Origin of the sequence: Micromonospora sp. 15K316, assembly GCF_004348525.1 — a bacterium.
Lineage (GTDB): Bacteria > Actinomycetota > Actinomycetes > Mycobacteriales > Micromonosporaceae > Micromonospora.
Map to the genome: position 1 here is coordinate 1 of NZ_SMKG01000069.1, position 13,653 is coordinate 13,653.

Consider the following 13,653-nt stretch of genomic DNA (forward strand, 5'->3'; position numbering starts at 1 on the left):
CGCCACTTCACCGTGCACCTGGGCTTCACCGCGGCGGGCCCGGCGCAGGCCCACGAACTGGCCGTCGGCTACGCCGAGGCGTTGAGCCTGCTCCGGCCCGAGCTGGCCCTCGGCGCGGCGGCCCTCTCCCCGGCCGACGCCTGGCACCGGGCCGAGCGGCTCTTCTGCGGCGCGGTCGGCCCGGACGGCGAACACTGCTACGACGTGGCCGGCCATCCCGGCTTCCACCACGCACCCGGCCCGGGCGGCCTCGGCTGGGGCGACGGGGACTCGTGACGGGCTGGCCGGCGCGGGGCGTCGCGACGGTTCGCACCACCACTCCGCCGGCCCGCGCCGGACGACGCCGGGCCCGGGACGTCAGGCCAGGTCGAACTCGCCGTCCTGGGCGCCGGCGACGAACGCGTCCCACTCGTCCTGGGTGAACACCAGGACCGGCCCGTCCGGCTCGGCCGAGTTGCGCATGCCGATCAGGTCGTCGACGAAGGCGACCTCCACGGCGCCGTCGGAGGTGTCACCCTCGGCCCGCTGCCAGACCGCCCGGGACAGGTCGAAGTCTCCCTTGGGGTGCTGAGCCATGGTCATTCCTCCAGTGCACGCGTCGAAGCCGGGAAGCGCATACCGATCCCTATCGGGCAGGATAAGCGGATGCCGAGCCTTACCCGTGTAGAGGCGACCGCGCGTGGCGCGGCGATTACGGTCGAGTCCTACGAAGTGGACCTCGACCTGGCCGGTGCCGGGGAGCTGTTCCGCTCCCACGTGACGATCCGGTTCCGGGCGGTTCCGGGCAGCGAGACGTTCGCCGAGGTGAAGCCCGCGAAGCTGCTGGCGGTACGGCTCAACGGCGACGAGCTCGACCCCGCGGCGCTGACCGACAACCGGCTGCCGCTGCGGGGGTTGCGGGAGCGCAACACGGTGACCGTCGAGGCCGAGATGGCGTATTCGAACACGGGCGAGGGCATCCACCGCTTCGTCGACCCGGCCGACGGGGAGACCTACCTCTACGCGATGTCGTTCCTCGACGACGTGCAGCGCATCTTCGCCGCCTTCGACCAGCCCGACCTGAAGGCGACGTTCACCTTCACCGTCACCGCTCCTCCAGAGTGGACGGTCGCGGCGAACGAGCGCGTCGTGGCCAATCCCCGGCCCGGGCGGTGGGAGTTCGCCCCGACCCGGCCGCTCTCCACGTACCTCTTCACGCTGATCGCCGGGCCGTACCACGTGCGGCGGGACGAGCACGACGGGATCCCGCTGGCCGTCTACTGCCGTCGTTCGCTCGCCGAGCACCTCGACGCCGACGCCGACGAGATCTTCACCGTCACCAAGCAGAGCTTCGACCGGTTCCACGAGCTCTTCGCCGAGCGCTACCCGTTCGGCAAGTACGACCAGGCGTTCGTGCCGGAGTTCAACGCCGGCGCCATGGAGAATCCCGGCCTGGTCACCTTCCGCGACGACCTGGTCTTCCGGTCCGTGGTGACCGAGACCGAGCGCGAGCGGCGGGCCGGCACCATCGCGCACGAGATGGCGCACATGTGGTTCGGTGACCTGGTAACCATGCGCTGGTGGGACGACCTCTGGCTCAACGAGTCCTTCGCCGAGTACCTCGGCACCCGGGTGACCGCGGAGGCGACCCGGTTCGACCGCGCGTGGACCACGTTCGCCCTGCGCCGCAAGGCGTGGGGCTACGCGGCCGACCAGCGCCCCTCCACGCACCCCGTCGCCCCGCGAGAGGTGGCCGACGCCGCCGAGGGCCTGCTGAACTTCGACGGCATCTCGTACGCCAAAGGCGCGAGCGTGCTGCGGCAACTGGTCGCCTGGCTCGGCGACGACGCGTTCCTGGCCGGCTTGAACCGGCACTTCGCGGCGCACCGGTTCGGCAACGCGACCCTCGCCGACCTGCTCGCCAACCTCTCCGCGGCCAGCGGGCGTGACCTCGGCGACTGGGCCGAGCGCTGGCTGCGCCAGGCCCAGGTGAACACGCTGCGCGCCGAGGTGACCGTCGACGGGGAGGGGCGCTACCAGGAGGTCGCCGTGGTGCAGACCGCCCCGGAGGGACACCCGGTGCTGCGTCCGCACCGGATCGGCGTCGGCCGGTACGCCGCCGACGGAGCGGTCGAGCGGATCGAGGTGGACCTCCCTTCCGACGCGCCGCAGGGCCGGACGGTGCTGCCCGAGTTGACCGGCGTGCCGGCCGCCCAACTGCTGCTGCCGAACGACGGCGACCTCACCTTCGCGAAGGTTCGCCTCGACCCCGCCTCGGCGGACGCGGTACCGCTGGTGCTGCCCGGACTGGCCGATCCGTTGGCTCGGGCACTGCTCTGGCGCGAGGCCCTGGACGCGGCGACCGACGGGGAGCGGCCGGTGAGCGGGCTGGTCGCGCTGATCGCCGCGGCGCTCCCCGCCGAGACCGAGGTGATCATCGCGGAGGATCTGCTGGCGCAGAGCCGGTCGCTGGTCGACCGCTACCTCGACGAGACGACCCGCGAGACGTCGCTCGCCCTGATCGCGAAGGCCTGCGCCGCCCTGCTGGACGGCGCGCCGTCCGGCGGATCGCTCCAGCTCGCCGCCGCGCGCGGGCTGATCGACTCCAGCACCGACGCCGATCTGCTGGTCGGTTGGCTCGCCGGCCGGGCGGTGCCGGCGGGGCTCGCCGTCGACGCCGAGCTGCGCTGGGCGGTGCTGCGCCGGCTGGTGGTGCTCGGTGCGGCGGCCGAACCGGAGATCGCCGCGGAGGCGGCGGCCGACCAGAGCGCGGCGGGCGCCGAACGGGCGGCCGCGTGCCGTGCGGCGCTGCCCGACGCGGATGCCAAGCGCGCCGCCTGGGAGATCGTCGTACGCGACACGGAGCTCTCCAACCGGCTGGTCGAGGCCGCCGCGGAGGGCTTCTGGCAGCCGGAGCAGGCCGAGCTCACCGCGCCCTACGTCGAGCGGTTCTTCGCCGACATGCCGGCCGCCGCGCGGCTGCGTACGCCCTGGACGGCCGACCGGGTCGCCGCGCTCGCCTTCCCCCGGTACGCGGTGGCGCAACCCACCCGGGAAGCGGCCGCGGCGCTGCTGGCGCGCGACGACCTGACGCCCGGCCTGCGTCGTGTGGTCACCGACGCCGACGACGACCTGCGCCGGGCGTTGGTCGCCCGGACCGCGATCGCGGCCGCCGCCGCCTGACCCGATCTCGGGTGCGTAGCCGCGCCGACCGTGGGCGTCGGCGGGGGTGCGCACCCGGGATGCGCACCCCCGGCCGTCAGCGCAGCGCCGGCTCGATGGTGACCGGGGCGTCCCAGTCGATGAGGTAGCGCTGCTCGGGGCCCATCGTCCGCTCCGGGTTCATGGCGGTCCGCACGAGCAGCGGCATGAGCAGCGGCATGAGCGTCCTGGCCAGCGCGCCGGGTGCCTTGGCGTGGTTGATCCGGGCCGCCCGCGCAGCGATCCCCTCCACCCGGGCGCGCCGCAGCCGTTCGTAGGCGGCGAAGGCCGACGACACGTCGGGCAGATCCCGTAGGCAGCGGGCGAGCTGTACGGCGCTCTCAATCGCCAGCGACGCGCCCTGGCCGGAACTGTTCGACGGCGCGTGCGCCGCGTCACCAACCAGCACCATCCGCCCCCGGTGCCAGCGCGGCACCGGGGGCATGATCAGCAGGGAGCCCACCGTCTGGAGGCCCTCGGGATCGCTCGTGCTCACGAGTTGCGCGCCGGGGTCGTCGTCGCCGTACGCGGTGCGGAGCCTGCGCAGCCACTCCTGCGGGGGCACCGTGCGGGCCTCGGTGAGCGTCATCGGACGCTCCTGCGGCAGGTTCGCCCCCCATCGCGTGCCGCCGCCCGGCTCCGGCCAGTAGAGGTAGTAAGCCCGCCGACCGAAGGCGAACGTCATGGTGCCCGGTTCGGCGGCCACCTCGTGCCGGGCGACCGCCTCGAAACCGAGCAGGCCGGTAGGGCGGGGGCCCGGCGCGGCCGGGTCGATGAGCGTACGCACCGTGGAGCGGATGCCGTCCGCTCCGACGAGGACGTCCGCCGTGGCGGTGCTCCCGTCGGCGAAGAGAGCCGTGACGCCGTCGCCGGTCTCCCGTACGTCGACCAGGCGCTTGCCGTGTTCGATCACGATGCCCTCGGCGGCGGCGTGGTCGTGCAGCGCCCGATGGAGGTCGGCCCGGTGGACCACCCGCAGCGGCGGTGCGTCGGTCAGCCCCGGCAGGTCGAACCGTTTCCGGCCGACCGCCATCGCCGTGCGGTGGACGGAGCTGGCGATCGCGGTGACGGCACGGTCCGCGTTGACGGCGCCCAGCGCAGCGACGCCGTTGGGGGCGAGTGCGAGGGTGCCGCCGATGCCGTCGGCGGTGCTCGGGTACGCCTCGTGGACCGTCGCCGTGATGCCCGCTCGGTGTAGTGCGAACGCGGTCACCGGGCCGGCGATCCCGCCGCCGATGACGATGGCCGTTCTGACTGTCGTCATGTTCCTCTCCCTGGTCGTCATGCAGGTGCGTGGCACCGACGCGCTGTCGTCGGCGTTTGTGGTGGCACCGACGTTGTCGTCGGTGTCCGCCTTGGCGCACCGGCCTGGGAGGGAAGCCCGGCTATCCTCGTGGTTGCCGCTTCGGAGCCGAGCACCTTCCCAGGTGCGGTGCCGAGGTAATGGCCCCGGCGCGGTGTTGGCGCACCGCGCCGGGGCCGTCCATGTCACTGCGTCGCGTTGCCCCTCTCGGTGAGTTCGGTCAGCTCGGGTGGCAACTCACCGGTCGCGTGGAAGGCTCGCCACTGGTCGAGCCCCGGATAGGTGCCGGCGGTGAACTCCGCGAGCAGATCGCGGACCCAGGCGGCTTCGGCCTCCTGGATGGCCAGCTCATACTCGGACTCGACCAGGAACAGCCGTGGGATCTGGCGCTGATGCTCTGCGAGAGTGTCCCGGCCGGCGCGGAGGGTCTCCTCCAGCTTCGAGAGGCGTTGGCGCAGCAACGTCACCGCCTCGTCGGGGGGCAGGACGGCCAGCACGCTGAGCCCGGCCCGGAACCGGTGATGCTCCGGCTCCGGGGTGGAGACCAACTCCCGCGCCCAGTCGCGCAGTTCCGCTTGACCCTCGTCCGTGATCCGGTAGACGGTGCGCTCGGGGCGCCGGCCCGCGCGCACGCTCTCCACAGCCTCGATCAGGCCGTGTCGGTCCATGTTGCGGATCACCGTGTAGAACGATCCCCACTTGATCTCCATGTCCTGCTCCTTGCCCCAGGCGCGCAGGGTCGTGGCGATCTCGTACGGGTGCATGGGCCGCTGGACGAGGGCGGAGAGCACGGCCAGGGCGAGCAGATTGCCGACCCTGCGTTGTTTCGGCACGGGCCCCCCTTACCTCGTCCACGATTACTCGCACACGAATATATGGCTCCGAGCATCGGGGCGCAACGTCCCCGATGGGACGGGTGACCGGGTGAAGGGTGAGTCAGGTGGATGGGCTGCTGGTGGCGGTCGCGACCGGGCGAACCGGCGAGCCGTAGTGGCTGGGCGCGCGTGGTGCGGGCCACGTCACCGTCGAGGGTGCCCGTGCCGCCGTCCGGCCTACGATCACGGGGTGGAGGAAGATATCCGGCGGATCGGGATCATGGGTGGCACCTTCGACCCGATCCACCACGGGCACCTGGTCGCGGCGAGCGAGGTGGCGGACCGGTTCGGGCTGGACGAGGTGGTCTTCGTGCCCACCGGCCAGCCCTGGCAGAAGGCCGACACCCCGGTCAGCCCGACCGAGGACCGCTACCTGATGACGGTGATCGCCACCGCCTCCAACCCGCGCTTCCAGGTGAGCCGCGTCGACATCGACCGGGGCGGCCCGACGTACACCGTCGACACCCTCCGGGACCTGCAGGCCCAGTACGGCCCCAAGGTGCAGCTCTTCTTCATCACCGGAGCGGACGCGCTGGAGAAGATCCTCTCCTGGAAGGACCTGGACGAGATCTTCGAACTCGCGCACTTCATCGGGGTGACCCGGCCGGGCTTCGAGCTCACCGACAAGCATCTGCCCGCCGACACGGTCACCCTGGTGCAGGTGCCGGCGATGGCCATCTCCTCGACCAACTGCCGGGACCGCGTGGCCCGGGGTGAGCCGGTCTGGTACCTGGTGCCCGACGGCGTGGTGCAGTACATCGCCAAGCGTGGTCTCTACCGGCGGTGATATGCCCCGTAATGCCCCTGAACGGGTGGGTTATCCACCAGAACTGACAAGTCCGGACGGCGCCAGGTGTGAGACGCTTGACGGGTCGCACGGTTGATCGAAGGAGAACGGTGACAGTTTCCGAACGCGCGTACGAGCTGGCGACCGCCGCGGCCCAGGCCGCCGCCGACAAGAAGGCACAGGACATCGTCATCATCGACGTCGGTGACCAGCTCGCCATCACCGACGCGTTCCTGCTCGCCGCCGCCCCCAACGAGCGTCAGGTGCTCGCCATCGTCGACGCCATCGAGGAGCGCCTGCTGGAGCTGCCCGAGAAGGCCAAGCCGGTACGGCGGGAGGGGGAGCGCGCCGGCCGGTGGGTGCTGCTCGACTACGTCGATGTCGTCGTGCACGTCCAGCACACCGAGGAGCGCGAGTTCTACGCCCTCGACCGGCTGTGGAAGGACTGCCCGACCATCCCGTTCGTCGACCGGGACCTGGTCGACGCCGAGTCCGGCACCGGCTCCGCCGCCGCCGCCGAATGACCCGGCTGATTGTCTGGCGGCACGGCAACACCGACTGGAACGCCGCCGATCGGGTCCAGGGTCAGACCGACGTCCCGCTGAACGACCTCGGCCGGGAGCAGGCCAGGGCGGCGGCGCCCCTGCTCGCCGCGCTGCGTCCGGACGCCATCGTGGCGAGCGACCTGAGCCGGGCCGCGGACACCGCCGCCGCGCTGGCCGCCGTGACCGGGCTTCCGGTGACCAGCGACGCGCGGCTGCGTGAGCGCCACTTCGGGCACTGGCAGGGCCTCACCCTCGTCGAGGTCGCCGAGCGCTTCCCCGACGAGTACGCCCGTTGGCGCGCCGGGGACCCGAACCCGGGCGCCGAGATCGAGACGCTGGGCGACCTCGGCAAGCGGGTCGGCGCGGCCCTCACGGCGGCCGCGGCCGCCGTTTCGGGCGGCACCGTCGTGGTCGCCACCCACGGCGGCGGCGCCCGGCAGGGGGTGGGGCACCTGCTCGGCTGGGACGCCACGGTCCTCCGGACGGTGGGTTCCCTGCAGAACTGCCACTGGACCGAGCTGCGCCACGACGAGACGCGGGGCTGGCACCTGCGCGCACACAACGTCGGACTGGTGGCCGCGCCGGTCGTGGCCGACGCCGTCTGAACCGGCCTCGCCACCCTCGCCGGTCTCGGCGCCTGACCGTTCAGCGCTGCGGCGTGGCCCGGTCGTGGCCGACGGCGCAGGACGGCCGGACGCGCGGCCTCGTCCTGACGAACGCCATCGGCTAGCGTGCCGGGCATGCCCGTCGCGGTCGTCACCGACTCCACCGCCTACCTCCCGCCCGAGCTGGTACGTACGCACCGGCTGACCGTGGTCCCCCTGACCGTCGTGCTCAACGGCGCGGAGGGGCTGGAGGGGGAGGAGATCTCCCCGGCCGACGCGATCCGGGCGCTCGGCGCGCGGCGGCTCTCGGCGAGCACCTCCCGTCCCGCCCCCGAGCAGTTCGCGCAGACGTACCGCCGCCTGCTCGACGCCGGCGCGGACGGCGTGCTGTCGGTGCACCTGTCGGCGGCGCTCTCCGGCACGGTCGAGGCGGCCCAGCTCGCCGCCGCCGATGTGGGCGACCGGGTCGTCGTGGTCGACAGCCGCTCCACCGGTCTGGGCCTGGGCTTCCCGGTGCTCGCGGCCGCCGCGGCCGCCGCGCGGGGCGCGGACCTCGACGGGGTACGCCGGGCCGCGGTCGACGCCGCCGACCGGACCACCATCTACTTCTACGTGGACACGCTGGAGTTCCTCCGCCGCGGAGGTCGGATCAACGCGGCCGAGGCGCTCTTCGGCACCGCGCTCTCGGTCAAGCCGATCATGCACATGCCCGACGGGGCGATCGTGCTGCGGGACCGGGTGCGTACGTTCAGCCGGGGCGTGGCGCGCCTGGTCGACCTGGCCGTCGAGTCGGCCGGGGACGCCGAGGTCGACCTGGGGGTGCATCACCTCGCCGCGCCGGAGCGGGCGGAGGCGCTGCTCGCCGCGTTGTCCGAGCGCCTCGGCGACCAGCTGCGTGAGACGTACGTGTCGGAGGCCGGCGCCGTCGTCGCGGCGCACGCGGGACCGGGCCTGGCCTGTGTCGTCGTGCACCGCCGTCCGGACGGGACGGGCGACCCGTCCCGGCCCTGACCGTCGGCTCACTAGCAGACGCCTGCATGATCAGGGCGTTGTCCACAGCGGGCCCGTCTGTCCACAGGTGACGGGTCGCGAACGGCGCGGACACGGAGCACCACCGTAGCGTCGCGTCGTGTCACACGACGACGAGACCGTGGTACGCGGCCGCCTGCTGCGGTTGACCGCGCAACCGCCGATCGGGCCGCTGCCCGCCGGCCCGTTGCCGGTGCTCCCCACGACCGCGGTGCGCGGCGAGCCGTCCGCCCTACCGGTGGTCGACGCCGGGCCCGGAGCGGAGCCGCTCGCCGATCGGCCGCTCCGGTCGGCCGTCGCGGATGACCTACCGGAGCCGGGGTCGACCACCTCTGACGGTGTCGTCCCGGGCGAGTCGCCGGAGCCGGTGACCGGCCGCCGGCTGCCCGGCCCGGGGGCGTTCGACCCGGGGCGACGTGGGGTGCGGGCGTTGGCCGCCGTCGCCGTACTGGTCGTGCTCGGCGCCGGATTCTGGGCCTGGCGGTCGCGACCTCAGGCGGAGCCGATCCCCCCGACCGCGGCCGGTGCCACCGTGCCGGCCGCCGAGGAGGTCGCCGAGCCGGCGGAGAGCCCGAACGCGGAGCTGGTGGTCGCGGTCGCCGGTAAGGTTCGCCGCCCGGGGCTGGTACGCCTGCCGGCCGGCGCTCGCCTCGCGGATGCCGTCGAGGCGGCCGGCGGTGCGCTGCCGGGAGTGGATGTGTCCCTGCTCAACCCGGCTCGCAAGGTGGCCGACGGCGAGCTGATCGTGGTCGGGGTGACGCCGCCGCCCGGCGCCGTTGGTCAACCGGCCGCGCCCGCGGCGGGGGCGGCCCCGGTCACCGGCGCGCCGGTCAACCTCAACACGGCCACGCTGGCGGAGCTCGACGCACTGCCCGGGGTGGGCCCGGTGCTCGCCCAACGCATCCTCGCCCACCGCGAGCAGCACGGCGGCTTCAAGTCGGTCGACGACCTCCGGCAGGTCGACGGGATCGGTGACGCCCGCTACGAGCAGCTCAAGGAACTGGTGACGGTGTGAGCGCGACACCGGACGGGACCGGGACCGGGACCGCCGCCGGGGAGCCGGATCTGCGGCTGGCCGGCCTCGCGGTGGCGACCTGGCTCACGGCGCTGGCCGGGCTGCACCTCGGAGCGTCCACAGTGCTGCTGCTCGCGGCGCTGGCCGCGGTGTTCTGCGCAGCCGCCGCGCTGCACCTGCTCGGTCTGCTCGGGCGCCCCGGCCCGCGGGCCCGGCGGCACGGCTGGATAGCCGTCGCGGTGGGGATCGGCGTCGTCTGCGGCGGCACGGTCGGCGCCGCCCGGCTGGCCGTACGCGACGCCACGGCGCTGCGCACGCTGGCGGAGGAGCGGACGAGCGTCACCGCCGAACTCGTGGTCCGCGAGGATCCCCGGCCGATCCGTGGCGCTCCGGGTCGCCCCGCCACCCTGCTGGTCCCCACGGAACTGGTCGGTCTCCGCCAGCCGGACGGTACGCGGATCACCGGGCCGGTCCAGGTGTTGGTGCTCGCCGCCAACCCGGCCTGGCAAGGGCTGCTGCCCGGGCAGCGGCTGACCGCCCAGGGGCGGCTCGGCGTCCCGCGCGGCGGCGACCTCACCGCCGCCGTGCTCAGCGTCACCGGGCCGCCGCTGCGGCACGGTCCACCGTCCTGGGCTCAGCGTGCCGCCGGGTCGCTGCGCGCCGGGCTGCAACGCGCCTGCGCGCCGCTCCCTGACGAGCAGGGCGGGCTGCTGCCCGGGCTGGTGGTGGGCGACACGAGCCGGCTGCCGCCCACCGTCGAGGAGGACTTCCGGGCCACCGGCATGACTCACCTCAACGCGGTCTCCGGCTCCAACGTGGCGATCGTGGTCGGTGCGGTGCTTCTGCTCGCCCGCTGGTGCCGGGCGGGCCCGTGGCTCGCCGCCGGCCTCTGCGGAGTGGCCCTGGTGGGGTTCGTGATCCTGGTGCGCCCGTCACCGAGCGTGGTCCGCGCCGCGACGATGGGCGCGATCGGGCTGGCCGCGCTGGCTGCCGGCCGCCCCCGAGCCGCCCTGCCCGCGCTGGCCGCGGCGGTGACCGTGCTGGTGCTCGTCGACCCGGCCCTGGCCGGGGACGCGGGTTTCGCGCTCTCGGTGCTGGCGACCGGTGGGTTGCTGCTGCTCGCCCCGCGCTGGCGTGACGGCCTGCGTCGCCGGGGGGTGCCGCCCGGCCTGGCCGAGGCGCTCGCGGTGCCCGCCGCCGCCCAGCTCGCGTGCGCGCCGGTCGTCGCAGGGATCTCCGGCACGGTCAGCCTGGTCGCCGTGCCCGCCAACCTGCTCGCGGTGCCGGCCATCGCCCCGGCCACCGTCCTCGGCGTGCTGGCGGCCGTGCTGTCGCCGCTCTGGCCGGCCGGCGCCGAGTTCGCCGCCTGGCTGGCGAGCTGGCCCGCGTGGTGGCTGGTGCTGGTCGCCCGGTACGGTGCCCGGCTGCCGGCGGGCACGCTGCCCTGGCCGGGCGGCGTCTGGGGTGCCCTGCTGCTGGCGGCGTCGACGGTGGCGCTGCTGGTCGCGGTCCGGCGGCCCGTGGTACGCCGGCTGGTGGCGGTGGTCAGCGTCGCGGCGGTGCTGGGTGCCCTGCCGGTACGCCTGCTCGCCCGGGGCTGGCCGCCCGCCGGGTGGGTGGTGGTGGCGTGCGCGGTCGGTCAGGGCGACGCCGTGGTGCTGCCGATCGGGGCAGGTCGGGCGGTCGTGGTCGACGCCGGGCCGGAGCCGGCGGCGGTGGACGGGTGCCTACGGCGGCTGGGGGTGCGCGAGGTACCGCTGCTCGTGGTGAGCCACTATCACGCCGACCACGTCGGCGGGGTCGCCGGAGTGTTCCGTGGACGACGGGTGACGGCGGTGGTCACTCCGGCCTGGGGCGAGCCGGAGGGCGGGCAGGGCCTGGTACGGGCGGCGGCTGCCGCCGGGCGGGCCCGACTGTCGACGGTCTCGGCCGGTTGGGCGTATCGCGCGGGCGGTACGGAGCTCCTGGTGCTCGGTCCGCCCCATCCACTGCGTGGCACCCGATCCGATCCGAACAACAACTCGCTCGTCGTCCGCGCGACGGTGGCCGGGGTGCGCGTCCTGCTGCCCGGTGACGCCGAGTCCGAGGAGCAGCGCGCCTTGCTGGACACGCTGCCGCCGGGTGCGCTCCGGGCCGACGTCCTGAAGGTCGCGCACCATGGATCGGCCTATCAGGACCCGGTCTTCCTCGACTCGGTCCGCCCCGCCGTGGCGCTGGTGCCGGTGGGCGCCGGCAACACGTACGGGCATCCGCATCCGGAGCTGCTGGCCCGCCTGGCCCGGGGCGGGGTGCGGGTGATGCGTACCGACACCGACGGGGACGTGGCCGCCGTTCACCGCGACAGCGGTCTCGCGGTGGTGGCCCGGGGCACGCCGGCCGGTGGGCGGTAGGGCGCCTGCCGGACGAGCCGCGCGGATTCGCGCCGCCCACTGGCGGCGCTCGCCGCGGTCGACCTCGAAACGGTCCCGGGTAATTTGGGTGTATTAATGAACCGATGGGGTTGATGTCTGGATTTGCGCTGAGTGCAGGCTCCGCCGCCTGAGCGGCCGGTGAGCAGGCACGATCCCGCAGCGGGCCGTGCGAATATGGGCGGCGTGACCCCCGCCAGCCTCGCCCCCATTCTGCTCGTCCTCGGCGATGAGGAGCTGCTCGCCACGCGCGCGGTGACCGAAGCCGTCGCCAGAGCGCGCAGCGTCGACCCCGACGTCGACGTCCGCGAGTACCAGGCCGGCGCGCTCGCCCCCGGCGAGGTGGCCGAGATGCTCAGCCCGTCGCTCTTCGGCGGCCGGCGGCTGCTGGTGCTCCGCTCCGGTCAGGACGCCCGCAAGGACCTGGTCGCCACCCTGCTGGCCTATGCGAAGAATCCCGACCCGGACGTGCAGTTGGTCGTCCTGCACCTCGGCGCCGCCAAGGGAAAGGCGTTCGCGGACGGGCTGAAGGCGGCGGGCGCCACGGTGGTGCCGGCGGCGAAGCTGAAGGGGCACCGGGACCGGGTCGCCTTCGTCCGCGAGGAGATCCGCCGGGGCGGGGGCAAGTGCACCGAGGACGCCGCCGAGGCGCTGATCGCGGCGGTCGGCAACGACCTGCGTGAGCTGGCCGCGGCCTGCTCGCAGCTGATCGCTGACACGGACGGCCGGATCGGCGCGGACACGGTGGCCCGGTACTACCGGGGCCGGGTGGAGGTGAGCGGCTTCACGGTCGCCGACGCCGCCATGGTCGGCGACGTGCCGGCCGCGCTGGAGGCGCTGCGCTGGGCGCTGCACGTGGGGGTCGATCCGGTGCCGATCGCCGATGCGCTCGCCGACGGTGTGCGTACGGTGGCCCGGGTCGCGTCCGCCGGTCGGGGCAGCGCGTACCAGCTGGCGAGCACGCTCGGCATGCCGGCGTGGAAGATCGAGCGGGCGCAGCGGCAGGGCCGGGGCTGGACGCCGGAGGGGCTCGCCCAGGCCATGCAGGCCGCGGCGGAGTGCAACGCGGCCGTCAAGGGCGGCTCCGACGATCGGGCGTACGCCCTGGAACGAGCCGTCTTCTCGATGGCGGCCGCCCGGCAGGGCGGCGCCCGGTGAGCGGATCTCCTCGTACGGCGTGGGCCACCCTGCCGGCCGACGAGGAGCAGTACCGTCCGCTCTACGCCCGAGTGCTGGGGCTGCGGTTCGTCAATCCGGGCGGGGTGCTCTGCTTCCTCTTCTTCGAGGGAGTGGTGGCGCTGGCGGTGCTGCTCGCCCTCGCCGAGCTGGTCAGCTGGTGGGCCGTACTGATCCTGCCGGCCGCCGTGGCCGTCATGGTCAAGCTCAACGACGTGGTGGCCGCGATCGTGGTCCGGTCCGCGGCGCTCGTGCCCGAGCAGGAGCGCGACCGGTTCCGCCGGCAGATGGAGCCGGTGGTCGGACGGGCACGAGTGGAGTGGATCACCCACAGCGTGCCCGGCATCGTCGTCTCGGCCGAACCGTTCGGCTCCACCGCCCGGCCGGACGGATCCGAGGCCGGGTCCGCCCGACGCGGGATCGGTCCGAGCGTCGGCCCTGATCGACGCTGAATCGCCCGTGAGTGTCCACGTCCCACGCGCATGATCGACTCGGCTTCGCCGAGGCCGAGGCGGCCCGAGACCGGCGGAGCGATCACGTCGAGTCGCCCGAGGCCGGCCGAGCGATCACGCCGAGTCGGCCCGAGGCCGGCCGGAGCGATCACGTCGAGGCGGCTTCTCGTCCAGCGGCCACCTCACCAGCCCGACTCGGGCTGGTGGCCGACCCCGACCGTCACGTGGGGACCCTCACACCAGGGGTGCCCGAGGCGGTCGAGGGGCACAACGCGGAC

General features: G+C 74.1%; 13 protein-coding genes. 10 read left to right on the top strand and 3 right to left on the bottom strand.

What is annotated here, in order from left to right; translation table 11 throughout:
- A partial coding sequence (locus E1211_RS15645) for a hypothetical protein (protein ID WP_132349686.1) occupies positions 1–276 on the top strand: 276 nt, incomplete at its 5' end.
- Between the two features lie 81 nt (positions 277–357).
- Here the strand turns inward: E1211_RS15645 and E1211_RS15650 are convergent.
- The gene (locus E1211_RS15650) at positions 358–576 is read right to left on the bottom strand and encodes a DUF397 domain-containing protein (RefSeq protein WP_132349688.1); all 219 of its coding nucleotides are present in this window, start codon (positions 574–576) and stop codon (positions 358–360) included.
- A 69-nt stretch (positions 577–645) separates the two neighbouring features.
- Between E1211_RS15650 and pepN the strand changes: the two genes are divergently transcribed.
- The gene (gene pepN, locus E1211_RS15655) at positions 646–3,162 is read left to right on the top strand and encodes an aminopeptidase N (RefSeq protein WP_132349690.1); all 2,517 of its coding nucleotides are present in this window, start codon (positions 646–648) and stop codon (positions 3,160–3,162) included.
- Between the two features lie 76 nt (positions 3,163–3,238).
- Here the strand turns inward: pepN and E1211_RS15660 are convergent, their stop codons facing one another.
- Both E1211_RS15660 and E1211_RS15665 read right to left on the bottom strand, forming a co-directional pair.
- Positions 3,239–4,444, bottom strand: a complete 1,206-nt coding sequence (locus E1211_RS15660; protein WP_132349692.1) for an NAD(P)/FAD-dependent oxidoreductase — start codon at positions 4,442–4,444, stop codon at positions 3,239–3,241.
- A 224-nt stretch (positions 4,445–4,668) separates the two neighbouring features.
- On the bottom strand, positions 4,669–5,316 hold the full coding sequence (locus tag E1211_RS15665) for a PadR family transcriptional regulator (RefSeq protein WP_132349693.1): 648 nt from the start codon (positions 5,314–5,316) through the stop codon (positions 4,669–4,671).
- A 232-nt stretch (positions 5,317–5,548) separates the two neighbouring features.
- Between E1211_RS15665 and nadD the strand changes: the two genes are divergently transcribed.
- The 8 genes from nadD (at position 5,549) to E1211_RS15705 (ending at position 13,375) form a co-directional block, all read left to right on the top strand.
- Positions 5,549–6,145 (top strand): nicotinate-nucleotide adenylyltransferase, encoded by a 597-nt coding sequence (gene nadD / locus E1211_RS15670; protein WP_132349695.1) that lies wholly within the window; start codon positions 5,549–5,551, stop codon positions 6,143–6,145.
- A gap of 110 nt (positions 6,146–6,255) precedes the next feature.
- The gene (gene rsfS, locus E1211_RS15675) at positions 6,256–6,669 is read left to right on the top strand and encodes a ribosome silencing factor (RefSeq protein WP_132349697.1); all 414 of its coding nucleotides are present in this window, start codon (positions 6,256–6,258) and stop codon (positions 6,667–6,669) included.
- Positions 6,666–7,295, top strand: coding sequence for a histidine phosphatase family protein (locus E1211_RS15680; protein ID WP_132349699.1), 630 nt, complete (start codon positions 6,666–6,668; stop codon positions 7,293–7,295). Before rsfS ends, E1211_RS15680 begins: the two co-directional genes overlap by 4 nt.
- 135 nt (positions 7,296–7,430) lie before the next feature.
- The gene (locus E1211_RS15685; protein WP_132349701.1) at positions 7,431–8,306 is read left to right on the top strand and encodes a DegV family protein; all 876 of its coding nucleotides are present in this window, start codon (positions 7,431–7,433) and stop codon (positions 8,304–8,306) included.
- Between the two features lie 118 nt (positions 8,307–8,424).
- Complete coding sequence (locus E1211_RS15690; protein WP_132349703.1) at positions 8,425–9,339, top strand: ComEA family DNA-binding protein; 915 nt, start codon at positions 8,425–8,427, stop codon at positions 9,337–9,339.
- On the top strand, positions 9,336–11,729 hold the full coding sequence (locus tag E1211_RS15695) for a ComEC/Rec2 family competence protein (protein ID WP_132349705.1): 2,394 nt from the start codon (positions 9,336–9,338) through the stop codon (positions 11,727–11,729). Before E1211_RS15690 ends, E1211_RS15695 begins: the two co-directional genes overlap by 4 nt.
- 195 nt (positions 11,730–11,924) lie before the next feature.
- Positions 11,925–12,905 carry a DNA polymerase III subunit delta gene (holA, locus tag E1211_RS15700; RefSeq protein WP_132349707.1) on the top strand — a complete coding sequence of 327 codons (981 nt, stop codon included), beginning with the start codon at positions 11,925–11,927 and terminating at the stop codon, positions 12,903–12,905.
- Positions 12,902–13,375, top strand: coding sequence for a hypothetical protein (locus tag E1211_RS15705; RefSeq protein WP_132349709.1), 474 nt, complete (start codon positions 12,902–12,904; stop codon positions 13,373–13,375). Before holA ends, E1211_RS15705 begins: the two co-directional genes overlap by 4 nt.
- The last annotated feature ends 278 nt before the right edge of the window (positions 13,376–13,653 follow it).